Origin of the sequence: Amycolatopsis vastitatis (assembly GCF_002234595.1) — a bacterium.
Classification (GTDB): Bacteria; Actinomycetota; Actinomycetes; order Mycobacteriales; family Pseudonocardiaceae; genus Amycolatopsis; species Amycolatopsis vastitatis.
In genome coordinates, this window is the sequence record NZ_NMUL01000007.1 from 177,357 (window position 1) to 201,520 (window position 24,164).

24 protein-coding genes are annotated in these 24,164 nt (G+C 72.4%); 12 read left to right on the forward strand and 12 right to left on the reverse strand.

All coding sequences use genetic code 11. The features are described 5' to 3' along the window. Positions 1–2 precede the first annotated feature (2 nt). The 3 genes from CF165_RS07975 to CF165_RS07985 form a co-directional block, all read right to left on the reverse strand. Entirely contained in the window at positions 3–671 is a 669-nt protein-coding gene (locus CF165_RS07975) for a response regulator transcription factor (protein WP_093946783.1), read from the reverse strand. Between the two features lie 7 nt (positions 672–678). Further along, positions 679–1,989, reverse strand: coding sequence for an MFS transporter (locus CF165_RS07980; protein ID WP_093946784.1), 1,311 nt, complete (start codon positions 1,987–1,989; stop codon positions 679–681). Positions 1,990–2,140: 151 nt separating this feature from the next. Then, a complete protein-coding gene (locus CF165_RS07985) occupies positions 2,141–2,902 on the reverse strand; it encodes a GntR family transcriptional regulator (RefSeq protein ID WP_093946785.1) in 762 nt (253 codons plus the stop codon). 281 nt (positions 2,903–3,183) lie between these two features. Between CF165_RS07985 and CF165_RS51090 the strand changes: the two genes are divergently transcribed. From CF165_RS51090 to fabI, 3 genes are all read left to right on the forward strand, one after another. Beyond that, positions 3,184–3,336, forward strand: coding sequence for a hypothetical protein (locus CF165_RS51090; protein WP_158226743.1), 153 nt, complete (start codon positions 3,184–3,186; stop codon positions 3,334–3,336). 219 nt (positions 3,337–3,555) lie between these two features. Next, a complete protein-coding gene (gene fabG, locus CF165_RS07995) occupies positions 3,556–4,260 on the forward strand; it encodes a beta-ketoacyl-ACP reductase (RefSeq protein WP_093946786.1) in 705 nt (234 codons plus the stop codon). 34 nt (positions 4,261–4,294) lie between these two features. Beyond that, a complete protein-coding gene (gene fabI / locus CF165_RS08000) occupies positions 4,295–5,062 on the forward strand; it encodes an enoyl-ACP reductase FabI (RefSeq protein WP_093946787.1) in 768 nt (255 codons plus the stop codon). 3 nt (positions 5,063–5,065) lie between these two features. Here fabI and CF165_RS08005 read toward each other — a convergent pair whose 3' ends face one another. Both CF165_RS08005 and CF165_RS08010 read right to left on the reverse strand, forming a co-directional pair. Next, entirely contained in the window at positions 5,066–6,226 is a 1,161-nt protein-coding gene (locus CF165_RS08005; RefSeq protein WP_093946788.1) for a Cmx/CmrA family chloramphenicol efflux MFS transporter, read from the reverse strand. Positions 6,227–6,299: 73 nt separating this feature from the next. Beyond that, complete coding sequence (locus CF165_RS08010; RefSeq protein WP_093946789.1) at positions 6,300–6,884, reverse strand: TetR/AcrR family transcriptional regulator; 585 nt, start codon at positions 6,882–6,884, stop codon at positions 6,300–6,302. 86 nt (positions 6,885–6,970) lie between these two features. Here CF165_RS08010 and CF165_RS08015 point away from each other — a divergent pair, with 86 nt between their 5' ends. After that, positions 6,971–8,014, forward strand: a complete 1,044-nt coding sequence (locus tag CF165_RS08015) for a ferrochelatase (protein WP_093946790.1) — start codon at positions 6,971–6,973, stop codon at positions 8,012–8,014. Here CF165_RS08015 and CF165_RS08020 read toward each other — a convergent pair. After that, positions 8,011–8,793 carry a class I SAM-dependent methyltransferase gene (locus CF165_RS08020; RefSeq protein WP_093946791.1) on the reverse strand — a complete coding sequence of 261 codons (783 nt, stop codon included), beginning with the start codon at positions 8,791–8,793 and terminating at the stop codon, positions 8,011–8,013. The two genes, CF165_RS08015 and CF165_RS08020, sit on opposite strands and share 4 nt — an antisense overlap. 13 nt (positions 8,794–8,806) lie before the next feature. Beyond that, on the reverse strand, positions 8,807–9,604 hold the full coding sequence (locus CF165_RS08025; RefSeq protein WP_093946792.1) for an Rv1486c family protein: 798 nt from the start codon (positions 9,602–9,604) through the stop codon (positions 8,807–8,809). Between the two features lie 100 nt (positions 9,605–9,704). On the opposite strand from CF165_RS08025, the gene CF165_RS08030 reads away from it, so the two are divergent. Together CF165_RS08030 and CF165_RS08035 are read left to right on the forward strand one after the other, a co-directional pair. Next, complete coding sequence (locus tag CF165_RS08030; RefSeq protein WP_093946793.1) at positions 9,705–11,102, forward strand: ATP-binding protein; 1,398 nt, start codon at positions 9,705–9,707, stop codon at positions 11,100–11,102. Beyond that, complete coding sequence (locus CF165_RS08035; protein ID WP_093946794.1) at positions 11,099–13,060, forward strand: vWA domain-containing protein; 1,962 nt, start codon at positions 11,099–11,101, stop codon at positions 13,058–13,060. The genes CF165_RS08030 and CF165_RS08035 overlap by 4 nt, the downstream gene beginning before the upstream one ends. A gap of 91 nt (positions 13,061–13,151) precedes the next feature. Here CF165_RS08035 and CF165_RS08040 read toward each other — a convergent pair whose 3' ends face one another. Next, complete coding sequence (locus tag CF165_RS08040) at positions 13,152–14,417, reverse strand: amidohydrolase family protein (protein WP_240521494.1); 1,266 nt, start codon at positions 14,415–14,417, stop codon at positions 13,152–13,154. A 54-nt stretch (positions 14,418–14,471) separates the two neighbouring features. Between CF165_RS08040 and CF165_RS08045 the strand changes: the two genes are divergently transcribed. Beyond that, positions 14,472–15,248 carry a MerR family transcriptional regulator gene (locus CF165_RS08045; protein WP_093946796.1) on the forward strand — a complete coding sequence of 259 codons (777 nt, stop codon included), beginning with the start codon at positions 14,472–14,474 and terminating at the stop codon, positions 15,246–15,248. Between the two features lie 24 nt (positions 15,249–15,272). Next, complete coding sequence (gene mshC, locus CF165_RS08050) at positions 15,273–16,511, forward strand: cysteine--1-D-myo-inosityl 2-amino-2-deoxy-alpha-D-glucopyranoside ligase (RefSeq protein ID WP_093946797.1); 1,239 nt, start codon at positions 15,273–15,275, stop codon at positions 16,509–16,511. Positions 16,512–16,561: 50 nt separating this feature from the next. Here the strand turns inward: mshC and CF165_RS08055 are convergent, their stop codons facing one another. Both CF165_RS08055 and CF165_RS08060 read right to left on the reverse strand, forming a co-directional pair. Beyond that, positions 16,562–18,193 carry an ABC-F family ATP-binding cassette domain-containing protein gene (locus CF165_RS08055; RefSeq protein ID WP_093946798.1) on the reverse strand — a complete coding sequence of 544 codons (1,632 nt, stop codon included), beginning with the start codon at positions 18,191–18,193 and terminating at the stop codon, positions 16,562–16,564. A 155-nt stretch (positions 18,194–18,348) separates the two neighbouring features. After that, the gene (locus CF165_RS08060; RefSeq protein WP_093946799.1) at positions 18,349–18,825 is read right to left on the reverse strand and encodes a MarR family winged helix-turn-helix transcriptional regulator; all 477 of its coding nucleotides are present in this window, start codon (positions 18,823–18,825) and stop codon (positions 18,349–18,351) included. A gap of 146 nt (positions 18,826–18,971) precedes the next feature. On the opposite strand from CF165_RS08060, the gene CF165_RS08065 reads away from it, so the two are divergent. Genes CF165_RS08065 through CF165_RS08075 form a run of 3 tightly spaced genes read left to right on the forward strand, consistent with a single transcriptional unit; the run spans position 18,972 to position 21,615 of the window. Next, the gene (locus CF165_RS08065) at positions 18,972–19,559 is read left to right on the forward strand and encodes an ArsR/SmtB family transcription factor (RefSeq protein ID WP_093947153.1); all 588 of its coding nucleotides are present in this window, start codon (positions 18,972–18,974) and stop codon (positions 19,557–19,559) included. Continuing rightward, entirely contained in the window at positions 19,556–20,818 is a 1,263-nt protein-coding gene (locus CF165_RS08070; protein ID WP_093946800.1) for an MFS transporter, read from the forward strand. Before CF165_RS08065 ends, CF165_RS08070 begins: the two co-directional genes overlap by 4 nt. After that, entirely contained in the window at positions 20,782–21,615 is an 834-nt protein-coding gene (locus CF165_RS08075; protein ID WP_093946801.1) for a metallophosphoesterase family protein, read from the forward strand. The genes CF165_RS08070 and CF165_RS08075 overlap by 37 nt, the downstream gene beginning before the upstream one ends. A gap of 85 nt (positions 21,616–21,700) precedes the next feature. Here CF165_RS08075 and CF165_RS08080 read toward each other — a convergent pair whose 3' ends face one another. Then, positions 21,701–22,246, reverse strand: a complete 546-nt coding sequence (locus tag CF165_RS08080) for a CGNR zinc finger domain-containing protein (RefSeq protein WP_093946802.1) — start codon at positions 22,244–22,246, stop codon at positions 21,701–21,703. Between the two features lie 38 nt (positions 22,247–22,284). On the opposite strand from CF165_RS08080, the gene CF165_RS08085 reads away from it, so the two are divergent. Then, positions 22,285–23,220, forward strand: coding sequence for a phosphotriesterase family protein (locus CF165_RS08085; RefSeq protein ID WP_240521495.1), 936 nt, complete (start codon positions 22,285–22,287; stop codon positions 23,218–23,220). 16 nt (positions 23,221–23,236) lie between these two features. Here the strand turns inward: CF165_RS08085 and CF165_RS08090 are convergent, their stop codons facing one another. Continuing rightward, positions 23,237–24,142 carry a PAC2 family protein gene (locus CF165_RS08090; RefSeq protein WP_093946803.1) on the reverse strand — a complete coding sequence of 302 codons (906 nt, stop codon included), beginning with the start codon at positions 24,140–24,142 and terminating at the stop codon, positions 23,237–23,239. Between the last annotated feature and the right edge of the window lie 22 nt (positions 24,143–24,164).

The window sequence follows — 24,164 nt, forward strand, 5'->3', positions numbered from 1 at the left end:
GGTCAGTCCCGGCCGAGCCGGTAGCCGAAGCCGCGGATCGTGGTGAGCAGCCCGGGCCGGTCGAGCTTGGCGCGCAGCCCGGTCAGGTGGACGTCGAGCGAGCGGGACACCGCGAGGAAGGCGTCGCCCCAGACCTCGTCCATGAGCTGCTGGCGGCTGACCGCGGTGCCGGGGCGCGCGGCGAGCACGGCCAGGATCTCGAACTCCTTGGTGGTCAGCCCGACGTCCTGCCCGGCGACCAGGACCCGGCGGGCACCGAGGTCGATCTCGACGTCCTCGACGCGCACGACGTCGCCGGCGGGAGCGGTGCGGGCCACCGCGCGCCGCACGACGGCGTCCATCCGGGCCAGCAGCTCGGCCAGCCGCACCGGCTTCGTCAGGTAGTCGTCCGCGCCGAGCCGGAGCCCGCGCACGACCGAGCGTTCGTCACCGCGGGCGGTCAGCACGATCACCGGGACCGGCGAGACGGCCCGGATCTTCCGCAGGACATCCAGGCCGTCGAGGTCGGGCAACCCCAGGTCCAGCAGGACGAGGTCGGCCCCGCGGTGGTGGTGCAGGGCGTCGGCGCCGCGGCCGACGCTGGTGACGGGATGACCGCGCGCGTGCAGCGACTCGGCGAGCGCGCCGGCCACACCCGCGTCGTCTTCGACGAGGAGCACGCGCACGGCCATCCCCCTGTCAGCGCTCTTCCAGCTCGGAGGTCTTCGAGGTTTCCCGCATTGTGCCGTAGACGATCAGGGAGACCAGGACACAGCCCGCGACGTACCAGAAGAACACCGTCTCGTGCCCGGCGCTCTTCAGCGCCTGCGCGATGAGCTCCGCCGTGCCGCCGAAGATCGCCACGGTCAGCGCGTACGGCAGCCCGACGCCGAGCGCGCGGATCTTCGTCGGGAACAGCTCGGCCTTCACGATCGCGTTGATCGAGGTGTACCCGGCGACGATCACCAGTCCGGCCAGCACGAGGAAGAACGCGCCGACGGGGTTGCGGGTCGAGCCCATCACCGTCATCAGCGGAACGGTGAGCAGGGTGCCGCCGATGCCGAAGAACAGCAGCAGCGGGCGGCGGCCGATCCGGTCGGACAGCTTGCCGGCCAGGGGCTGCAGGATCGCCGCGAGCAGGATCGCGCAGAACAGCACGATGGTGACCTGCCGGCGCGGGATGTGCGCGGTGTTCTCCAGGAACTTCTGGCTGTAGGTGGCGAAGGTGTAGAAGCCGACCGTGCCGCCGAGGGTCAGGCCGACGACGAGCGCGATCTCCTTGGGGTACTTGGCCAGCGCGCGCAGCGTGCCGCGTTCGCCCTGGTTTTCCTCCGCCTCGCGCTGGTAGCTCTCGGACTCGTCCATGCCCCGGCGCAGCCACATGACGGTGAGCGCGGCGATCGTGCCGACGACGAAGGCGATCCGCCAGCCCCACGACGTCAGCTGCTGCTCGGTGAGGAGCGCCTGCAGGATCAGCTGGAGACCCAGCGCCAGCAGCTGCCCGCCGTAGAGCGTCACGTACTGGAAGCTCGAGTAGAAGCCGCGCTTGCCGGGAGTGGCCACTTCGGACAAATAGGTCGCCGAGGTGGAGTACTCGCCGCCCACCGACAGGCCCTGGATCAGCCGGGCGGTCAGCAGCAGGATCGGCGCGGCGATCCCGATCGTGTGGTAGCTCGGCGTGACGGCGATGAGCAGCGAGCCGCCCGCCATCAGCGTCACCGAGAGAACCAGCGCGCTGCGGCGGCCGAACCGGTCGGCGAAGCGCCCGAGCATCCACCCGCCCAGCGGCCGCATGAGGAACCCGACGGCGAAGACGGCGGCGGTCCCGAGGAACGCGGCCGTGGTGTCGGTCGTCGGGAAGAAGGACTTGGCGAAGTACGTGGTGAACGCCGCATAGGCGTACCAGTCGTACCACTCGATCAAGTTGCCGATCGAGCCGCGCAGCACGTTGCCGATAACGCGTTTCTCGCTCACGCCGGCGGCTTCGGCGCCGCTGATCCGGGTTGTCATCGTCGACCTCCTGTGTTGCGACTCACGGTGACCAACCAGCGGGTAACCAGCAAGGTCGGGAGGCAGTTCCTTACACCCGCTTAGGACGATGACGTTCGCCTGGGCAGCACTGGACCGCGGACGTTCGTTTCTGGCGAATGAAACTGCGCGGCTAGCCGGCAGGCCACTCGTACGACAGCTCGTACCGGTCGGCGGCGAGCACCATGTCGTTCATCTCCAGCGGTGTTCCTTCGACGTCATAAGCGACGCGGGTGACGGTGATGACCGGGACACCTCCGGCAAGCTGGAGTTGCGTTGCCTCGGCGGGGGTCGGCATCCGCGCGCCGACGTGCTCGGCGAACGAGCCGATGGTCCGGCCCGCCTCTTCCAGCCGCGCGTAGGTACCGCCCGGTCCGGTGTCGGCGTCCTCGATGGCGGTGCCGCGCGTCAGCTCACGCGGGAGGCGTGACACCGCAAGTTGGATCACGAGCCCGTCGGCACGCATCACGCGGTCGCGGACGGTGACCTCGGTCCCTTCGTCGATGGCGAGATGGCCGGCTACGCGTGCGTCGGCCGGCTCGAAGCCGATCTTGACCGAGGTCGACGGCGCGAAGCCGCCGGCTGCGGCATCGGCAAGGAACGCGCCGCGATTGCGCTCGCGTGCGTCGCGGGACAATCGCGACCGGGCGACCCGCTGAATGCTGGCAGGCGGGCGCACGAAGACGCCGCGTCCGTGCTCTGAGGTGACCAGGCCTTCGCCGCGCAGCACGTCGACGGCTTCGCGGATCGTTGGACGCGAGACGCCGTACGTCCCGACGAGGTCGTGTTCGCTGGGCAACTTCGCGCCGGGTGCGAACCGGCCGGAGACGATCTTCTCGCGGAGATCGGCCGCGACCTGGCGAAAGGCTGGGACTCCACTTGTTCGATCGACCATGTCCCTTATTCTCCCACTTGCTAACTTGTCTTGACAAGTTGGCAGAGGGGTGCCACCGTCAGTTGTCAAGACGTCATGATGAGTAGCGGTGGGCGGATGATGACAGCTGTGATTCACATCGACCCGGAGGCGATCCATCCGGTTGTCGAGGGGGAGTGGCATCGGACCCGGCTGACGGGGATTCCCGCACCGGGGCAAGGCATCACCATGCTGTGCGGTCTCGCCGCGGTCGCCGAGTTCCGCCCGCTGTCGGACCGTCGGGCGCACGGTGTGCCACATCAGTGTCGGCGCTGCGAGGCGATCTACCGCCGAGAGCACGGCATCGCGCCGAGTCCGGTCAGGCGGAGATCGTGATGGGCTGGTGGATCCGCGACGACGGCACAGAGATCGTCGAGAACGAAGACGGCGAGTTGATCACGGAGGATGAGCCGTGACTCTCGGTGGTCTGTGTTCGTCTTCAGCGGCGTGCCGTCGACCTCCTGTGTTGCGACTCACGGTGACCAACCAGCGGGTAACCAGCAAGGTCGGGAGGCAGTTCCTAACACCCGCTTAGGACGGTCGCGGGCACCCGCGGGCGCGGGTGCGCGACCCGGCGGCGCTGCCGATAACCTCGTGCCCGACATCAGGCGCGGTTCACGAAGAGGGAGAACACTGTGGGACGGTCGGTCTTGGTCACCGGGGGCAACCGGGGCATCGGTCTGGCGATCGCCCGGGACCTGGCCGGGCAAGGGCACAAGGTCGCCGTCACGCACCGTGGTTCGGGCGCGCCCGAGGGCCTGTTCGGCGTCCAGGCGGACGTCACCGACACCGAGCAGGTCGACGCGGCGTTCAAGCTCGTCGAGGAGCACCAGGGCCCGGTCGAGGTGCTCGTGTCCAATGCCGGGCTGACCGACGACACGCTGCTCATGCGGATGAGCGAAGAGCAGTTCGAACGCGTCATCGACGCGAACCTGACCGGTGCCTACCGGGTCGCGAAGCGCGCGTCGCGCGGCATGCTGCGCGGCAAGTGGGGCCGGTTCATCTTCATCTCCTCGGTGGTCGGCCTCTCCGGCTCGGCCGGCCAGGCGAACTACGCGGCGTCGAAGGCGGGCCTGGTCGGCTTCGCGCGCTCGCTGGCCCGTGAGCTGGGTTCCCGCAACATCACCTCGAACGTGATCGCCCCCGGGTTCGTCCACACCGACATGACCGACGAACTGCCCGAGGACCGCAAGAAGGAGATCCTCGCCCAGGTCCCCTCCGGCCGGTACGCCGAGCCGTCGGAGATCGCCGCCGCGGTGCGCTACCTGGCCTCCGACGAAGCCGGCTACGTCAACGGCGCGGTGCTGCCCGTCGACGGCGGCCTCGGCCTCGGTCACTGATTCCCGTATCACCCGAACAAGACTTGGAGGACCCGTGCCCGGACTGCTCGAAGGCAAGCGCCTGCTGATCACCGGCATCATCACCGACGCGTCGCTCGCCTTCCACGCGGCCAAGATCGCGCAGCAGGAGGGCGCGAAGGTGGTGCTGACCGGCTTCGGCCGCATGTCGCTGGTCGAGCGCATCGCGAAGCGGCTGCCCGAAGCGGCGCCCGTGATCGAGCTGGACGTCACGAACCAGGAACACCTCGACGGCCTCGCCGACAAGGTCCGCGAGCACGTCGACGGCCTCGACGGTGTGCTGCACTCGATCGGCTTCGCCCCGCAGACCTGCCTCGGCGCGCCGTTCCTCGACGCGCCCGCCGAAGACGTCAAGACCGCGATCGAGATCTCGACGTACTCGTACATGTCGCTGGCGAAGGCGTGCTTGCCGCTGCTCGGCCGGGGCGCGTCGTACGTCGGCATGGACTTCGACGCGCGCGTCGCGTGGCCGGTCTACAACTGGATGGGTGTCGCGAAGGCCGGGCTCGAGTCGGTCAACCGGTACCTGGCCAAGGAGCTGGGGCCGCAGGGCATCCGCGTCAACCTGGTCAGCGCGGGCCCGATGAAGACGATGGCGGCGAAGTCGATCCCGGGTTTCGTGGACCTGGAGGACGGCTGGGGCGAGCGCGCGCCGCTCGGCTGGGACAGCACGGACCCGGACCCGGTGGCGAAGAGCGTCTGCGCGGTCCTGTCGGACTGGCTCCCCGCCACGACCGGCTCGATGATCATGGTCGACGGCGGGGTCCACTTCCTCGGGATCTGAGCCTCACACGGCCACCGGCTCACGGTCGTCGCTCCGCTGGACGGCGGCGGCGACCGTGAGCGCGGCCAGCGTGGCCACGCCGAGGGCGATGCCGGTCCAGGCGACGCTCGGGAAACCGAGCCCGGCGTCGATCGCGACGCCACCCACCCACGGTCCGATCGTGTTGCCGACGTTGAACGCCGCGGTCGTGCTGGCGCCCACGAGGACGGGAGCGTCACCGGCGACCTGGTAGGCGCGCACGTTCAAGGCCGGGTTGGCCCCGAACCCCGCCACCCCGAAGACGAGCACGGCCGCGACGGCCACGAGCGCGTCGGTGGTGAGGGCGAGCACGAGCAGGGCCGCCAGCGCGAGCCCGAGGCAGCCGTAGAGCGTCGCGAACGGCCGCCGGTCGGCGAGCCGGCCGCCCGCGGTGATCCCGATCAGCGCGCCGACGCCGAACAGCGCGAGAACGCCGGGTACCCCGTCCTCCGGCAGGCCGTCGGTCTCGGTCAGCAGCGGGGCGAGATAGCTGAACGCGGCGAAGATCATGGCCTGGCACAAGGCGATCACGCCCAGCGCGAGCCAGACGCGGCCGCGCCGGTACAGCCGCAGTTCACCGCGCGCGCTCACCGCGTCCCCGGTCGTCTCCGGCACCAGTGCCGCCACCCCGGCCGCCGCGAGCAGCGTCACCGCCGCCACCGCCCAGAACGCCGTGCGCCAGCCCGCGTGCTGGCCGAGGAAGGTCCCGGCGGGCACGCCGGCGATGTTCGCCACCGTCAGCCCGCCGACGAGCACGGCCATCGCGCGGCCGCGCTTGGCGACCGGCACGAGCGCGATCGTCGTGGCCAGGGCGACGGCCCAGAACCCGGCGCAGGCGAGCGCGGCGACCACCCGCGTCGCGAAGAGGGGGGCGTAGCTCCCGGCGAGAGCGCCGACGACGTGCGCCACGACGAACACGCCGAGCATCGCCAGGAGCGTCCGGCGGCGGGGGAGCCGGAGGGTGCCGATCGCCAGCAGCGGCGCGCCGACGACCATGCCGACGGCGAACGCGGAGATCAGCAGCCCGGCGTCGGGGATGCTCACGTGCAGGTCGGCGGCCATCCCGGGGACCAGGCCGGTGATCATGAACTCGGACGTGCCCAGCGCGAACACGCTGAGCCCGAGGACGAAGACGGCCAGGGGCATGGGGTCCCTCCCAATTATGGATCGTTCAGTTCAAAACTGGGCCGGCGCTGGCGGCTGCCCCGGTCGGGGATCGTCAGCGAGCGACGATCGCCGAAAGCGCGATGTCGGCGACGGCGTGCATGCTCTCGCGGCTCGTGCCCCGGCGGGCCATCACGCGCAGACCCGAGGTGGTGCTGAGCAGGAACTCCGCCACCTCGGCGGGATCCAGCCCGTCCCGCAGGCTGCCGTCGAGCACGCCCTCCCGGACGCACTCGGTGAACATGGTCAGGTTCCGGGCGGTGTCGTGCCGCAGCGCGGCACCCACCTCGTCGTCGGGCACGCCGAGCTCGGCGAGGGTGTTGACCACGAGGCAGCCGCGACGGTGCTGCTCGAGGTCGTCCTCGATGGCGCTGTCGAGGACCGCGGCGAGCCGTTCGGCCGCGGTACCCGGGCCGTCGAGGATCGCTTGCCGCTTGCCGAGCTGGGTGCTGGTGTAGTGCGTCAGCGAACGCCCGAACAGCGCCCGCTTGCTGGTGAAGGTGTTGTAGACGCTGCTGCGGCCGAGGCCGGTGGCCTCGCACAGGTCCTGCGTCGACGTCGCTTCGTAGCCGGTTTCCCAGAATGCGTGCATCGCCTTCTCGACGGCGGCGGACTCGTCGAACTCCCGTGGCCTGGCCATGGCGCCACCGTATCACAGTTTTGGACTGGTCGATTCATAACGGGCCCGGATCGGCGTGCGGGCCGCCACATCGGCAAGATGACGGGGTGGGATACGACGCGTTGCTGTGGCTTTCGTTCGGCGGTCCGGAAGGACCGGACGACGTCATGCCGTTCCTCGAGAACGTCACCTGGGGCCGGGGCGTGCCGCGGGAGCGGCTCCTCGAAGTCGCCGAGCACTACCGGCACTTCGGCGGCGTCTCGCCGATCAACAAGCTGAACCGCGACGCGATGACGGCGGTGGAGAAGCAGCTCGCGGCCGCCGGCATGGACCTGCCGGTGCACTTCGGCAACCGCAACTGGCACCCGATGGTGGAGGACACGCTGTCCGCGCTGACGTCGGAAGGCGCGAAGCGCGTTCTGGTGTTCCCGACGAGCGCGTACGGCGGCTACTCGGCGTGCCGTCAGTACGACGAGGACATCGAACGGGCCCGGGCCGCGGTCGGTCCGGAGGCTCCGGAACTGGTGAAGATCCGGCAGTTCTTCGACCACCCGCTGTTCGTCGCGGCCGTCGCCGACGGCGTCCGGGCGGCGCACGCTTCGCTGGGGAACGCGCCGGGGATCCGCACGGTGTTCACGGCGCACTCGGTGCCCGACAGCGCGGACGTCGCTTCGGGTCCGCCCGCCGAGGGCGGCCGCCGGTACTCGAGGCAGATCGCCGAGGCGGCCCGGCTCGTCGCGGCCGAGGCGGGGATCGCGGAGTACGACGTCGTGTGGCAGTCGCGGTCGGGGCCGCCGCAGGTGCCGTGGCTGGAACCGGACATCGTCGACCACCTCGACGCCCTCCACGCCGCGGGCGTTCCCGGGGTGGTCGTGTCGCCGATCGGGTTCGTCTCCGACCACCTCGAGGTGATCTGGGACCTGGACAACGAGGCGGCGGAACGCGCGGCGGAGCACGGGATGGCGTTCGCCCGCGCCGCGACGGCGGGCTCGGACCCCCGGTTCGCCGAGCTGGTGGTGGAGCTGATCCGCGAACACACGCACGGGGTGGCGCCGCGGAAGCTGTCGCCGTTCCCGGTGGGGGGCTGCACGGTCAACGGCGCGCCCTGCGCGATCGGCTGCTGCGAGCCCGCCCGGCGCCCCGGCCGTTAGTTCTTCTTGCGCCCCACCAGGTGGAAGACGCGGCTGAGCCGGCGGTAGGGATCCCGCCGTCCGGCTTCCAGCTCGACGGCCGCCACCCGCTCGGTTTCGGCCGGGTCCAGGTCGGCTCCGCTCAGGTCGAGCCAGTCGACGAACAGCCAGACTCCGTACCACTGCACGGGTTCCACGCCGCGGCTGCGGACCGCCTCGCCGAGTTCGTCCACCGTGCCGGCCCGGGTCGGCAGGCCCAGCACCCCGATTTCGGCGCGCGCGTCGAACGCTTCCAGGGCGTCCTCCCAGCGTCGTTCCATGGCTGGGCGCACCGCCGCCGCGTCGGCGTTGCCCGCCATGATCGACACGAGCCCGCCCGGAGCGGCACAGCGGCACAGCTGGTCGAGGACGGGCTCCGGCCGCTCCAGGTACCCGAGCACGCCGTGGCACAGGACGGCGTCGAAGCGACGGCCGCCGACCGCTTCCTCGGCGTCCGCGCCGTCCGCTTCCACGAAGGTCACCCGGTCCCGGACCTCGGCCCGGAGCTGCCGAAGCCGCTGCCGGGCCTTGTCCAGCATCGCCGCCGACGGGTCGAGCAGCGTGACGTCGTAACCCGCGCGCGCCAGCGGGAACGACTGGTGGCCCGCGCCGCCGCCGACGTCGAGCACCGACGCCGGCGCGGCGGGCAGGTGCTCCAGCAGCTGCCGGTGCATCACATAGGTGCGCACGCGCCCCTTCACGGTGGCGTAGGCACCGTCGGCGAACTGGTCGGCCAGCGCGGCCCAGGTGTCTTCGACCATGGCCCGACCGTACTCAGCCTTCGCGGGCCGTCTGCTCCCCGAACACCCGCACCGCTTCGTTCACGGCCGCGCACCGGGCCGCCCGGACCGCGTCCGACAGCGGCCGCAGCGCCTGGGCCCGCAGCGTCGACGCCGAAGCCGACAACGCTCCGCCCGGGTCGTCGGACGAAGCGACCGCCAGGATCGCCGCGATCTCCTCGGCCCGCTGCAGCACCCGCAGCGCCCGCCCGGGCGTTCCGGCCGGCCAGTCGACGTCCGGGCGGGACCGCAGGTGGGCCGACAGCTCCGCCCGCACACCGGGCCGGTCCGAGGCGACGTCCAGCGCCTGCAAGGCACCCGCGCTGGCCCGGATCGCGTCCGTCAGCCCGTGTTCGGCCTCGCCGAGCGCCAGGTGCTCCGGGGGCGTCGGCGAAGGCAGCGAGTAGACCGTCCAGCGCACCAGGCCTTCGGCGATCGGCTCCGGGACGACGCCGAAACCGAGGTCGGGGAGCACGAGTGCGTCGCCGGAGCGCAACGCCGCTTCGGTGAACGGCCCGCCGCCGCCGAGGCCGCGGACGTCACCCGGCACCGGCAGGACGAGGTGGAGGGATTTCGCTCCCTGCGAACGCAGCGCCACCAGCAGCTGCACCGGGGTGGCGGCCCGGTTGAAGGCCAGCGGGAGGCCGAACGCCTCCGCCGCGGCCGCGTCGGCGGCGACCACGTCGTGGGCCTCACCCCACGCGAGCAGGGCGTCGAGCACATCGTCGGACGCCGCGGCTCCGTTCAGCCACGCGCTCGACCAGACCGCGAAAGTCGCACTGGGACGGCACACGACGCCCTATTTTACCGGTCCGCCGGGGATGCCCGGTGCGCGCCCACGCTGGAGTCGCTCCACATCGACGGGCCGCCGATCCGGCAGTAGCGTCGAGCGGGTGAACGCTGTTCCAGACGCTCTTCCCCGCACCGCCGGGGCCCTGCGCGCGGCCGGGTACGAGCCGCGCCCGATCGCCCAAGAGATCCACGACAACCTCCTCGAGGCCCTCAAGACCGGCGAGGACGCCTGGCCCGGCATCGTCGGGTTCTCCCGCACCGTGCTGCCCCAGCTGGAACGCGCGCTGCTGGCCGGCCACGACGTCGTCCTGCTCGGCGAACGCGGCCAAGGCAAGACCCGCCTGCTGCGCACCCTCGCCGGCCTGCTCGACGAGTGGACGCCCGTCATCGAGGGCGCCGAGCTGGGCGAACACCCGCTGCAGCCGATCACGCCCGCGTCGATCCGGCGCGCCGCCGAGCTCGGCGACGACCTGCCCGTGGCCTGGCGCCACCGCTCCGAGCGGTACACCGAGAAGCTCGCCACGCCGGACACCTCGGTCGGCGACCTGATCGGCGACGTCGACCCGGTGAAGGTCGCCGAAGGCCGCAGCCTCGGCGACCCCGAGACCATCCACTTCGGCCTGGTCCCGCGCGCCCACCGCGGCATCGTCGCCATCAACGAGCTGCCCGACCTGGCCGAGCGCATCCAGGTCGCGCTGCTCAACGTGATGGAGGAGCGCGACATCCAGGTCCGCGGCTACACGCTGCGCCTGCCGCTGGACGTCCTGCTCGTCGCCACCGCGAACCCCGAGGACTACACCAACCGCGGCCGGATCATCACCCCGCTCAAGGACCGCTTCGGCGCCGAGATCCGCACCCACTACCCGTTGGACGTGGAATCGGAGGTGGCGGTCGTCCGGCAGGAGGCGAACCTGGTCGCCGAGGTCGGGGAGCCGCTGCTGGAGGTGCTCGCCCGGTTCGTGCGCAACCTGCGCGAATCGACGGCGATCGACCAGCGCTCCGGGGTGTCCGCGCGGTTCGCCGTCGCCGCGGCCGAAACCGTGGCGGCCGCGGCCCTGCGGCGCTCGGCGCTGACCGGAGAGGAACCGGCCGTGGCGCGCCCGGTCGACCTCGACGCCGTCCCGTCGGTGCTGCGCGGCAAGATCGAGTTCGAGCCCGGCGAAGAGGGCCGCGAGATCGAGCACCTGGTGCACCTGCTGCGCCTCGCGATCGCCGAGACCGCCCGCGACCGGTTCGCCGGGCTGGACCTGCGTCCGCTGGCCGACGCGGTCGCCGACGGCCACCTGGTGTCCACCGGCGAACGCGTCCCGGGCAAGGACGTCCTCGAAGCACTGCCGGAGCTGCCGGTGCTGCACGAGGTCGCCCGGCGCGCCGGGGTCGCCGCCGACGAGCCCGCCGGCCGGATCGCGGCCGCCGTCGAACTCGCCCTGGAATCGCTGTTCCTGTCGCGAAGGCTCGCCAAGGACTCCGACGACACGACGACCGTCTACGGCCGATGACCGCGGTCCCGCTTCCCGACGGCTACTCCTACGGCCCGTGGCACGACGGGCCGGACCCCCTCGCGCCGCCGGCCGACCTGCGCGACGCGCTCGACGAGATCGGCCGCGAGGTGATGGCCGGCACGTCCCCGCGGTCCGCGCTGGAGGAGCTGCTGCGCCGCGGCACCGAGCGCACCTCCGGCCTGGACGAGCTGACCCGGCGCCTGTGGCAGCGCCGGTCGCAGATCCAGCGGCGCAACCGGCTCGACGGCACCCTGCAGGAGGTCCAGCGCCTTCTGCAGGAAGCCCTCGACGCCGAACGGCGGGAGCTGTTCCCGGACCCGGACGACGACGCCCGGTTCCGGGAGGCCCAGCTCGACGCGCTGCCGCCGGGCACGGCCGCGGCCGTCAACGAGCTCGCGAACTACGACTGGCGGTCCGAACAGGGCCGCGAGAACTACCAGCAGATCCGGGACCTGCTCGGCCAGGAGCTGATGGAGTCCCGGTTCCAGGGCATGAAGCAGGCGCTGCAGAACGCCGGGCCCGAGGACGTCGAGCGGATCAACGAGATGCTCGCCGACCTCAACGACCTCCTCGACGCGCACGCCCGCGGCGCCGAGGACATCCAGGAGCGCTTCGAAGACTTCATGGGCAAGCACGGCGAGTTCTTCCCGGAGAACCCGCGGAACGTCGAGGAGCTGATCGACGCGCTGGCCGAACGGTCGGCGGCCGCGCAGCGCATGCTGAACTCGATGTCGGCCGAGCAGCGGGCGGAGCTGGCCGAGCTGACCCAGCAGGCCTTCGGCGACCCGCGCCTGGCGCAGCAGCTGTCGCGGTTGGACAGTCAGCTGCGGGCGGCGCGCCCGGGCGAGGACTGGACGGGCTCGGCGCGCTTCCGCGGCAACAACCCGCTGGGCATGGGCGAAGGCGCCCAGGCCATGGCGGACCTCGCCGAGCTGGACGCGCTGGCCGAGCAGCTCGGCCAGTCGTATCCCGGTGCACGGCTGGAGGACATCGACCTGGAGGCCCTGGAACGCCAGCTCGGCAAGGACGCCGGTGTCGACGCCCGCCGGCTGTCCGAACTGGAGCGGGAACTGCGCCGCCAAGGCCTGTTCGAACGCGCCGCCGACGGGTCGCTGCGGTTGTCGCCCAAGGCGTTGCGCAGGCTCGGCGAGACGGCGCTGTCCGACATCGTCAACGCGTTGCGCGGCAAGACCGGCGAACGCGAGACCGAGTCGGCGGGCGCGGCCGGGGAACCCACCGGCGCGTCGCGGCCGTGGCGGTTCGGGGACATGCAGCCCTGGGACGTGCCCCGGACGATCCGCAACGCCGTGCTGCGGTCGGTTTCGGTGGGGGAGCGGGCCGTCCGGCTGGACGTCGAGGACGTCGAGGTGGTCGAAACCGAGCACCGCTCCCGCGCGGCGGTCGCGCTGCTGGTCGACACGTCGTGGTCGATGGTGCAGGAAGGCCGCTGGCTGCCGATGAAGCGCACCGCGCTCGCGCTGCACCAGCTGATCAGCACCCGCTTCCGCAACGACGCCCTGCAGCTGATCACGTTCGGCCGCTACGCGCAGTCGGTGGAGCTGCCGGAGCTGATCGGCCTGGAGGGCGCGTGGGAGCAGGGCACCAACGCCCACCACGGGCTGCTGCTCGCCGGGCAGCACCTGCGCCGCCACCCCGATGCGCAACCGGTGGTGCTGATGGTCACCGACGGCGAGCCGACCGCCCACCTGGAACCCGACGGCGAGGCGGTCTTCGACTACCCGCCGCAGCCCCGGACCCTCCACAAGACACTGTCCGAAGTGGACCGGCTGGCGAAGCTGGGCGCGTCGATCTCGGTGTTCCGCCTGGGGGACGACCCGCGGCTGACGGCCTTCGTGGACCTGATCGCGCGCCGCTCGGGTGGCCGGGTGGTGGCGCCGGACCTCGACGGCCTCGGCGCCGCGGTGGTCGGCGACTACCTGCGCGCCCGCCGGTAGCCGCCGCCCGCTCAAGTGTCATGAACGACTCTTTCCTGTCGTCCGACGACAGGAAAGAATCGTTCACTACATCCGGGGAGCCCGAGCTCGATCAGAGCTTCACTCCGAACCGGTCGCGGACGGCGGCGATCACCTTCTCGGTCTGGGCCCGCAACGCGGCGAGCCCGGCCTCCTCGTCGGCCGAGCCGACGTAGCCATCGAGGCCGGCGCGCGTCCCCCGCTTCCACACCGCCGTCAGCCGCCGCGTCGCGGTGATGTCCTCGTCCGGGCGTCCGTCGACCAGGACGAGGTCCGCCCGCAGGCCCGGGCGGATCCGGCCGCGGTCGGCCAGCCCGAACACGTCGGCCGGGCGGGCCGTCGCGGCGGTCAGCGCCGCCGCCGGGGCCAGCCCCGCGGCCACCAGGTGCCCGAGTTCGCGGTGGAGGCTCGCGCCGTGGACGGTGCCCGGGTTGGGCGCGTCCGTCCCGGCGAGGAGCGGCACGCCGGCCTCGTGCAGCAGCCGGGCGTTGTGCCGTGCCGCCGTGAAATCCGGAAGCTGCGGCGGAAGCCACCGCTGCCGCTGCCGTTCGAGGACCGCGCACCACGCCGGTCCCAGGCGGGGCACCAGGGCGGGCTCATCGAGCAGTCCTCGGTCACCGGGGAAGCCGTCGGCCACCGACAGCGTCGAGATCACCGCGACACCCGCCGCGGCGACGGCGGCGACCTGGCTGCCGTCGAGGGCGTCGAACGGCACGTGAGCCAGCACGTCCACGCCCGTCGGCAGCAGGTCGAGCGCCCCGCGGGCGGTCGACACGTGCGCGGCCACGACGAGGCCGGCCCGGTGTGCCGCCCCGGTCAGCGCGGCGATCGTCGGCACGTCCAGCGACGGCATCGGCATCGGCCCGCCCGTGCCGTCGTCGTAGAGCACCTTCAGGTGCGCCGCACCTTCGGCGACGCGATCGGCGACGAACCGCTCGGCGTCCCGCGGCCCGGACACGTACGGGAAGGGCGCGTACATCATGCTCGGGTGCCCGCCCGGCGCGGTGGCTCCAATACTGGAGGACCGCACGTCGGCGGCGTCCGGCCCCGCTGCCTGGGCGATGGCGTCGCGGACCGTGCCCGGCTTGCTGAACATGTCGAGCACGGTCGTCACGCCAAACGTGAGCGCCTGCCGGGGCGCGCCCGGCAGCAGGTGCACGTGGGCGTCGATCAGCCCGGGCACGAGGGTCCCGCCGCGGGCGTCGACGTGCTCGTCGCCCGGCCGGCGCAGGGTGTCGTCGCCGACGGCGTCGACGCGCCCGTCCGCGAGCCGCACGGCGGTGTGGTGGGTGAGGCGCTCGCCGTCGAAGACGCGGGCGCCGGTGATGGTCGTGGTCACGGCGCTCACGGTAGAAGTTGACACCGTGTGAAGGTCAACTTCTAAGGTGGGGGCATGCAGTACTCGATCAGCCAGGTCGCGAAGGCGTCCGGGGTGTCGGCCCGGATGCTGCGGCACTACGACGCGATCGGCCTGCTCGCCCCGGCTTCGGTGGCGGCGAACGGCTACCGCTGGTACGGCAGGCTCGAACTGCTGCGCCTGCAGCGCATCCTGCTGCTGCGGCGGCTCGGGCTGGGCCTGGCCGAGATCGGGGCGGTCCTGGGCGAGCAGGTCGACGAAGCGGCCGCGTTGCGCGGGCACCTGGCCCAGCTGGAGGAGGAGCGGCGCCGGCTCGACCGGGTCATCGCGACCGTCGAGGAGACGATCACCGACCTCGGCGCCGCCCGGATCGAGGATCCGGAGCGGTTCTTCGCCGGGCTGCGCAAGGACAGCGCCGCCATGCGGCAGACCTACCGCGAGACCTTCGGCGAGGGCGCGGCGGTGGCCTTCGACGTCGCCCAGGCCGCCCAGCGGGGGCTCACCGCCGCGGACTACGAGCACGCCGCCGCCCAGGGCGCGGCGCTGTTCCGGCGGCTGGCCGACGTCATGCGCTCCGGCGCGGCCCCGGAGGACCCCGCCGCGCTCGACGCCGTCGCCGGGCACTACGAGTCGGTGAGCCGCTTCTGGCACCCGACCGCCTCGGCGTACGCCGCGATGGGCGGGCTCTACGTGACCGATCCCCGGCAACGGGAGCTGGCCGCTCGAGCCGACCCGGAGCTCCCGGCGTGGCTCGCACGGGCCATCGGGGCCTACGCGCGCGTGAGACTCGTCCCACCGCTCGGGAAGGCCTGACGCACCAGCCCTTACAGTCGAGGTATGCAGACTTGGTCATCGGTCGACGTGCCCCGCATCCCCGGCACCCCCCGCCCGCTGCGGCTCCACGACACGGCCACCGGGCAGACCCGCCCGACGGCACCCGGCGCCACCGCCCGGATGTACGTCTGCGGCATCACGCCCTACGACGCGACGCACCTCGGGCACGCCGCGACGTACCTCGCCTTCGACCTGGTGAACCGCGTCTGGCGGGACAACGGACACGACGTCCACTACGTGCAGAACGTCACGGACATCGACGAGCCGCTGCTGGAGCGGGCCGAGCGCGACCAGGACGACTGGGTCGTGCTGGGCATGCGCGAGACGGCGCTGTTCCGCGAGGACATGACCGCGCTGCGCGTCATCCCGCCGCAGCAGTTCGTCGGCGCCGTCGAGAGCATCCCGGAGATCGTCGAGGTCATCGCGAAGCTGCTGGCGAACGGCAGCGCCTACCGCGCGGACGACGCCGAGTTCCCCGACGTCTACTTCGACCACTCGGCGACCGGCAGGTTCGGCTACGAGTCGAACTACGACGCCGAGACGATGGCCAAGTTCTTCGCCGAGCGCGGCGGCGACCCCGACCGCGCGGGCAAGCGCCACCCGCTGGACGCGCTGCTGTGGCGCGTGGCCCGCGAAGGCGAGCCGTCGTGGGAGTCCGAGCTCGGCCCGGGCCGCCCGGGCTGGCACATCGAGTGCAGCGCGATCGCGGTCAACCGGCTGGGCCTCGGGTTCGACGTCCAGGGCGGCGGCTCGGACCTGATCTTCCCGCACCACGAGTACAGCGCGGCGCACGCCGAAGCCGTGGCCAAGGACGGCCAGTTCGCCCGGCACTACGTGCACGCCGGGATGATCGGCCTCGACGGCGAGAAGATGTCGAAGTCGCGGGGGAACCTGGTGTTCGTCTCGCGGCTGCGCGCCGACCGGGTCGACCCGGGCGCGATCCGGCTGGCGCTGTTCGCCGGCCACTACCGCCAAGACCGCGCGTGGACGGCCGATCTGCTCACCGAGGCGGAGGCCCGGCTCGCTCGCTGGCGTGAGGCCGTCTCCCTGGAGACCGGCCCGGCGGCGGAGGACACGGTGACGCGGCTGCGCGACCACCTCTCCGACGACCTCGACACCCCGAAGGCCGTGGCGGCGATCGACGCCTGGGCGAGCGAGGCCCTGCGCCGCGACGGCACCGACCCGGCGGCCCCGGGCCTGATCCGCGACGCTGTCGACGCCCTCCTCGGCATCACCCTCTGATCACGGCGAAGGGCCCGGCGTGATGCCGGGCCCTTCGCATGTATAACGACCTATACCGCCACCGATCGGCCCGCGGCCAGCTCCAGGTGGTCGCCTGACCAGTCACGGCGCAGCCAGCGATCGTGCGAGGCGATGACGACGGCACCCGGCGCGGTTTCCAAGGCCGCGAACAGTTCTTCCGCCAGGGTCAGCGAAATGTGGTTGGTCGGCTCGTCGAGCAGGAGGACGTCCGGCGGCTCGGCGAGCAGGATCGCCAGCGCCAGCCGGCGGCGCTGACCCACCGAAAGTGCCCCAGCGGGCTGCCGCAGGTCGCGGGAAGCCAGCAGGCCGAGCCGGCTCAGCGGGGGAGCGTCCTCGCCGAGCGCGTCCCGGTACACCTTGGCCGCGGTCCGTTCCGGCTCGGCGAACGCCACGTCCTGCTCCAGCAACCCGACCCGCACGCCGTGTCCGAAGTGGACGGTTCCGGCCGCGGGCGCCAGCCGTCCGGCCAGGACGTTCAGGAGCGTCGACTTCCCGGCCCCGTTGCCGCCGGTGACGAGGAGCCGGGCCGAACCACCGACGTCGAGCCGGGGCAGTGCCAGCCGTCCGGGCACTTCCAGGTCCCGCACCGAGATCGCCGGTCCGTCACCGGCGGCGCGGCCGGTCAGCTCGGCCCGGAACCGCAGTGGTGCCGGGGGTTTGCGCACCTGGTCGCGTTCCAGGTTCTCCAGCCGCTGTTCGGCGTCGCGCACCCGGCGCGAGATCGTCTTCTGGACGCGGGCGCCCTTGAAGTGGTGGATGAACTTGTCGTTGTCGCGCGGCGCGCGGCCGTAGGCGACGTTCCGTGCCGTGACCGCGACGGTTTCCCGCAACTCCTTGAGTTCCTCCTGCTCTTCGGCGTAGCGCTGCTCCCACCGGGAGCGCTCGGCCTTCTTGTGGCCGAGGTAGCCGGAGTAGCTGCCGCCGTAGCGGACCGCACCGCCGGCCTGCCGGTCCGCGGCCGCCGGATCGAGGTCGACGATGTCGGTGCAGACGGCGTCGAGGAACACCCGGTCGTGCGACGAGAGCACGACGATCCCGGTGAGCGCGGCGAGGTGGCGTTCCAGGAACTCCATCCCGGCGTCGTCGAGGTGGTTGGTGGGCTCGTCGAGCAGCAGCGTCTCCGGCTGCCGGATCAGCAGCGCCGCCAGGCCGAGCCGGGACCGCTGCCCGCCCGACAGCGTGCCGAGCCGCCGGCCGGGTTCGACGCCGCCGAGGCCGAGCCCGTCGCAGACGACCTTCGCGCGGCGGTCGGCGTCCCAGAGATCATGGGCCTGCGCCCACTCCAGCACCCGGCCGTACTCGTCGAGCACGGCCGGGTCGTCCGGCCGGTCGGTCATGGCCGCGGTCAGCTCGTCGAGCCGGGCCGCGGCGGTGCGGATCTCGGCGAGCGCGTCGTCGAGGACGTCGGTGAAGGTGGCGTCCATCGGGAACGGCAGTTCCTGCAGCAGGAACCCGACGTCCGGGCCGCGGAGCACCTCGCCGGAGCGGGGTTCTTCGAGCCCGGCGAGCAGGCGCAGCAGCGTGGACTTGCCGGTGCCGTTCTCGCCGACCAGGCCGAGCCGCTGCCCGGCTGACGCGGTGAGGGAAACGCCGTCGAGGACGACGCGGGTGCCGTAGCCGAAGACGACGTCCTTGGCCTGCAACGGAAAGAGCGTGGACATGTGCGATCACCGAGCCCTGGGGGAAGAAAGCGGAATCCCGGCCGGGCGTCGTGGCACGCGGGAGCGTCGGCTCGACCGGGTGCCGCCTCAGGCGGGATGGGCGCGGTTCAGTTCCTCATAGTGGAACCAGGTTAACGCAACATCCGTAGAGTTAGTCAACTCGTTATGGCCTGCGTCACATCCGGCACCTCGGCGGTCGACCGCTCGGCCGCCGCGGTGCCGTCGGTGAGGAACTCGACCAACGCCGTCAGCTGGCGGCGGTCGAAGCGGGCGAGCCGGTCGCCGACGAACCGGGCCATCGGCGCGTACAGCTCGGCGAGCTCGGCCATCCGGTCGGGCAGGGGCCGGACGACGAGCCGGCGGCGGTCGGCGGGATCGGGGGCGCGCTCGGCGAGCCGGTGCCGTTCCATCCGGTCGAGCAGCCGGGTGAACGCGCCCGTGGACATCCCGAGCAGCCGGGCCAGTTCGGTCGGGGAGTCGCTGACGCCGCCGTGCAGCAGGTGCAGGCAGTGCAGCTCGGTCGGGGTGACGGCCATCCGCTCGGCGACCGCGGCGTGGAAGAGCGCGGTCGAGCCCACGAACCGGGGGAGGGCGAGGGCGGCGGCGGTGGCGAGTTCGCGCTGGTCGGGCAACGTCCATCCAAGGTCGGGTGACGACGCAGTCACTGCTCCGGGCAGTCACTGCCCCGCGAACGATAGCGGACACCGTTGACAAACCCGCAGGCGGGACGAACTATGAAAGAAGTCTTTCGAAAGAGTTCTTTCAGATGGGGGCACCGATGGCCGAGCTGCCACCGCGCAAGCGGATCGAGGACGTCGAGCTGCTGCGTGCGCTGGCGCACCCGCTGCGGTCGGCGCTGCTGCACCACCTGACCGCTGTCGGCCCGCGCACCGCGAGCGAGTGCGCCGAGGCCGTCGGCTCGACGGCGTCCAACTGCAGCTGGCACCTGCGGCAGCTCGCCCAGTACGGCCTGGTCGAGCGGGCCGAGGGCGAGGACGGCCGGGAACGGCCGTGGCGCGCCCGGCAGGTCGGCCTGGAGCTGGGGGAGCTCGCCGACGACCCGGCCCGGCGGGCGGCGCAGCTGGGCGTGGTCGGCGCGCAGCTGACCCACGAGCAGGAGCTGACCCAGCGGTACCTGGACTCCCTCGACGACCTCAGCCCCGCCTGGCGCGCCGCGACCGGGCTGTCCACCTACGCCCTGCGCGTGACGCCGGAGGAGCTGACCCGGCTGACCGACGCGATCGACGCGCTGGTCCGCCCGTACGTCGGCGCCATCCGGACCGACGCGCCACCGGACGCGGCCTCCGTGCACGTCGGCCTGCGGGCGTTCCCGCGCATCGAACACTCGGGGAAGGCGGAAGCGTGAGAGGGCTGCTGGGGGTGCCGGGCTTCGCCCGGCTGTGGGTGGCCGCCTTCTTCGGCGAGACAGCCGAGTGGATGCTGCAGGTGGCGTTGCCGGTGTACGTCTTCCAGCGCACCGGCTCCGCCGCGACCACGGCGCTGAGCATCGGCCTGGGCCTGCTGCCCGCGGTGCTGCTGAGCCCGGTCGCGGGTGTCGTCGCGGACCGGTGGAACCGCCGTGCGGTGCTGTTCGGCGTCTGCTGCGGTCTCGCTGTCGTGGTGCTCCCGCTGCCGGCCGAACCCGATGTCGTCGTGGTGTACGCGGTGATGGCCGCGCAGGCGGCGCTGGCGTCGGTGTTCGAACCGGCGCGCAACGCGCTGGTCCCGGAACTGGTCGGCGTCGAAGAGGTGACCGGCGCCAACGGGCTGATGAGCGTCAACGGCAGCGTCGCCCGGCTGGCCGGCGGCTGGGCGGGCGGCGCGCTGCTGGGCTTCGGCGGGCTCGCGGACGTCGTCACCGGCTACCTGGCCGTCCTCGTGGTGGCGGCGGCGCTGCTGGCCAAGCCGTTCCGCCGGATCGCCGCCCCGGCACCGGCCGGGGCGCGGGAACCGGTGGTGCGTGCCTGGCTCGACGGCCTGCGGGAGCTGACGCGCAACCGGCGCCTGTGGCGCACCGGGCTCGCACTCGTGTTCACGTCGCTGGCGCAGGGCATGTTCCTCGTGCTGTTCGTGGTCTACGTCCTGGACGTGCTCGGCGGCAGCGAAGCCGACGCCGGGCTGCTGCGGGGCGTGCAGGCCCTCGGCGGGCTCGCCGCCGGGTTCGCCCTGGCCACCGTGGCGCGGCGGGTGGCGCCGGCCGCGCTGCTCGGCTGGGGTTCGATCGTGCTCGGCCTGGTGTCCGCGGTGATCTGGAACCTGGCCATGGTGACGACGTCGCTGGGCGTGTACGTCGGGCTGTTCGTCGTGGCCGGCGCCCCGGGCGTGGTCGTCGGGGCCGGGGTGCTGTCGGAGATCCAGAGCGCGGTCGCCCCCGAGCGGGCCGGCCGGGTGCTGAGCACGACGTTCGCCGCCGTCGCCACGTTCACCACCGTCGGCGCGCTGCTGGCGGGCACTCTCGTCGCCGCGACCGGGCCCGCCGTGCTGCTGAACGTCCAGGCCGGCGTCTACGTCTTCGCCGGAGTGCTGATGCTGTTCCCGAACCGCCGGTTTCGCGCGGTCCCCGCGCCCGCGGTGGTTACGGTGGAGGGGTGCCGCACCTCTTCGCCACGAGCGACCTCCACGTGACCCATGAGGGCAACGGCCCGATCCTCGACGCGGTCGTCCCGGAAACACCCGAAGACTGGCTGCTCGTCGCCGGCGATGTCGCCGAGCTGGCCGAAGCGACCATCGGGACGCTGAAGACCCTGCGCGACCGGTTCGCGAAGGTCGTCTGGGTCCCGGGCAACCACGAGCTGTGGACGACGAAGAACGACGACTGCCAGCTGCGGGGCCAGGCTCGCTACGAGTACCTCGTCGACCGGTGCCGCGAGATCGGCGTGCTGACGCCCGAGGACGAGTTCCCGGTCTGGCGGCACGGCCCGCGGCCGCTGACGATCGCGCCGCTGTTCCTGCTCTACGACTACAGCTGGCGGACCCCGGAAGCCGAAGGCAAGTCCCTCCGGGAGGCCCTGCGCCAGGCCAGGGAGGCCGGGGTGGTGTGCACGGACGAGTACCTCCTGCACCCCGACCCGTACCCGAGCCGTCAGGCGTGGTGCGCGGACCGGCTCAAGATCAGCACCGGACGTCTCGAGGCGATTCCCGAGGACCACGGCACGATCCTGATGTCGCACTGGCCGCTGCACCGGCACCCCACGGCGCCGCTGTACTGGCCGGAGTTCGCGCTGTGGTGCGGCACCACGCAGACCGAGGACTGGCACGTCCGCTACCGCGCGGAGGTCGCCGTCTACGGCCACCTGCACATCCCGCGCACCACCGAGGCCGACGGCGTCCGCTTCGAGGAGGTCTCGCTGGGCTATCCGCGGGAGTGGCGGAAGCGGGCGCGGGGCGCGGTGCCGATGCGCCGCATCCTCTGGCCCTCCTGATCGGGCGGGATGCGGCAGGCCCGGCGAGGTCCCGGCGGCTTGCCGGTCCGCCGGCTGCGGCAGGCCCGGCGTGATCGCCCGGCCGTCAGGATTCCGCGCGTCGCCGTTCCCTGAGCGCCCGCACCCGGCCCCGGCTGGCGCACGCGGGCGAGGGGCACCAGCGCCGCCGTCCGCCCGGATCGGCGAAGACGCCGCGGCAGTCCTGCTCGGGGCACGCCCGCAGGTCGTGCCGCAACGGCCCGGTGAGCCAGTCGGCCGCCTGGTGCGCGAGCCGGGCGAGCGCGGCCGACGCCGTGGGCGGGGCGCTGCGGTGCAGCCGGTCGAGGGCGGCCAGGTGCACCGGCTCGGTCTTGAGGACGGCCGCCAGCGGGCTCACCTGGTCGGCTTTCGGCGGAATCCCGTCGACCGCGCCCAAGGCGAGTTCGCGGAGGACCTCGCGGAGCCGGTGGGCTTCGTCCAGGTCGGCGTCCGTGACCGGCGCGAGCGGGGTCAGCTCGACCCGGGCGAGCCAGTCGCGGAACCGCGCGGTCGTCGGGATCCGCTCCACGGGCTGCGGCCCGAAGTGGCGGCCACGGGTGGCCAGGAGGTTGAGCCATGGTGCGCCCATGTCGAGGCGGAAGTCTTCGGACACCTCACCATCGTAACGGTTGAGGCGTTACACTTGCCGTCGTGACTGGGGAGCCGAAGGTGCGGACGGTGCTGGGCGACATCGATCCGGCCGAGCTGGGCGTGACCGACTCGCACGACCACCTCTTCTTCGCTTCGAAGCTGCTGCCCGGCCAGGAGCTGGACGACCCGGTCGCCGCCGCGGACGCGCTCCTCGACTTCAAGCTCCGGGGCGGGGCGGCGCTCGTCCAGTGGACGCCCTATGGCCTGACCCGGCGGACCCGGGAGCTCGCCTGGATCTCGGACGAGGTCGGCGTGCACGTGGTCGCGGCCACCGGCCTGCACCGCGTGGAGCACTACCCGCCGGTGATCCTCGGCCGCGTCATCGACGATCTGGTCAAGGAGTTCGTCGCCGACCTGACCGAGGGGACCCAGCCCGCCGACCTGCCCGACGAGCCGCGGACCGGCCCGCGCGCCGGGCTGGTCAAGGTGGCCGGCGCCTTCCACACGATCGATTCGCACGCCCGGCTGACGATGACCGCCGCCGCGGTCGCCCACGAGGAGACCGGCGCGCCGATCGCCGTGCACCTCGAACTCGGCACGGCGGGCCTGGAGACGGTCGAACTGCTCTGCGACAAGCTGGACGTTTCACCGGAAAGTGTGATCCTCGGCCACCTCAACCGGAACCCGGATCCGCAGCTGCATCGGGAGATCGCCGAGACCGGCGTGTTCCTCGGCTTCGACGGCCCGTCGCGGGCCAACCACGCCACCGACCTGCGGCTCTTCGACGGACTCGAAGCGCTCGTCGAGGCCGGGCACGGCGGGCAGATCCTGCTCGGCGGCGACACGACCACCGCCGCCGCCCGCGCCCAGCCGGGCGCGTCCTACCTGCTCACAACGCTGGCGCCGCGGCTGACCAAGCTGCTGGGCGGCGACATCGTCACGGCCATGCTGGTGGCGAACCCCGCCCGGGCGTTCGCCACCAGCTGGCTGCGGTGACCCTGAAAAGAGTGCCTCAGCGCAGGCCGAAGCCTTCCTGCCCGCCGCCCCGGCCGCGGCGGCGCAGGTAACGCTCGAACTCGGCGGCGATCTTGTCGCCGCTGACGTCTTCGGCCACGACCTCGCTCTGCGCGTCGCCGCGCTCCTCGAGGCTGCGGACGTACTCGCTGATCTCTTCGTCCTCGTCGGCCATCTCGCTGACCGTGCGCTGCCACTCCTCGGCCTGCTCCGGCAGCGCGCCGAGGGGGATCTCGACGTCGAGGATGTCCTCCAGCTTGTGCAGCAGCGCCAGCGTCGCCTTCGGGGACGGCGGGTGCGAGACGTAGTGCGGCACCGCCGCCCAGATCGAGACGGCCGGGATGCCCGCCTGCACGCAGTAGTCCTGCAGGATCCCGACGATGCCGGTGGGGCCCTGGTAGTTGTTCAGGTCGAGCCCGTAGAGCGAGGCGGTGTCCTTGTCGTACGCCGTCCCGGTCACCGGGACCGGCCGCGTGTGCGCGGTGTCGGCGAGCAGCGCCCCCAGCGTCACGACCGTCGCGACGTTCAGCTGTTCGATGTGCTTCAGCAGCTCGGCGCAGAACGCGCGCCAGCGCATGTTCGGCTCGGGGCCCTGCACGAGAACGACGTCGCGGTCGAAGCCGTCGGGACGGCACACCGAGAGCGTCGTGGTCGGCCAGTCCACCCGGCGAGTGACGCCGTCCACCATCCGGACGGTCGGGCGGCTGACCTGGAAGTCGTAGTAGTCGTCGGGCTCCAGTTCCGCCAGCTGCGTGGCGTCCCAGTTCAGCTGCAGGTGCTCGACCGCCCGGCTGGCCGCGTCACCTGCGTCGTTCCAGCCTTCGAAGGCGACCACCATCAGCGGGCGGGAGGGTTCGGGGCGGTCGCCAGGCGGCCGCGGGGTCTCGTCGACGGGCTCACTCACCGGACCAGCCTACGACCACCGG

What these genes read in the sequence shown, in the direction of transcription:
- CF165_RS07975 (WP_093946783.1), bottom strand. Translation starts at nt 671, where the DNA reads ATGGCCGTGCGCGTGCTCCTCGTCGAAGACGACGCGGGTGTGGCCGGC.
- CF165_RS07980 (WP_093946784.1), bottom strand. Translation starts at nt 1,989, where the DNA reads ATGACAACCCGGATCAGCGGCGCCGAAGCCGCCGGCGTGAGCGAGAAA.
- CF165_RS07985 (WP_093946785.1), bottom strand. Translation starts at nt 2,902, where the DNA reads ATGGTCGATCGAACAAGTGGAGTCCCAGCCTTTCGCCAGGTCGCGGCC.
- CF165_RS08005 (WP_093946788.1), bottom strand. Translation starts at nt 6,226, where the DNA reads ATGCCCCTGGCCGTCTTCGTCCTCGGGCTCAGCGTGTTCGCGCTGGGC.
- CF165_RS08010 (WP_093946789.1), bottom strand. Translation starts at nt 6,884, where the DNA reads ATGGCCAGGCCACGGGAGTTCGACGAGTCCGCCGCCGTCGAGAAGGCG.
- CF165_RS08020 (WP_093946791.1), bottom strand. Translation starts at nt 8,793, where the DNA reads ATGGTCGAAGACACCTGGGCCGCGCTGGCCGACCAGTTCGCCGACGGT.
- CF165_RS08035 (WP_093946794.1), top strand. Translation starts at nt 11,099, where the DNA reads ATGACCGCGGTCCCGCTTCCCGACGGCTACTCCTACGGCCCGTGGCAC.
- CF165_RS08045 (WP_093946796.1), top strand. Translation starts at nt 14,472, where the DNA reads ATGCAGTACTCGATCAGCCAGGTCGCGAAGGCGTCCGGGGTGTCGGCC.
- mshC (WP_093946797.1), top strand. Translation starts at nt 15,273, where the DNA reads ATGCAGACTTGGTCATCGGTCGACGTGCCCCGCATCCCCGGCACCCCC.
- CF165_RS08055 (WP_093946798.1), bottom strand. Translation starts at nt 18,193, where the DNA reads ATGTCCACGCTCTTTCCGTTGCAGGCCAAGGACGTCGTCTTCGGCTAC.
- CF165_RS08065 (WP_093947153.1), top strand. Translation starts at nt 18,972, where the DNA reads ATGGCCGAGCTGCCACCGCGCAAGCGGATCGAGGACGTCGAGCTGCTG.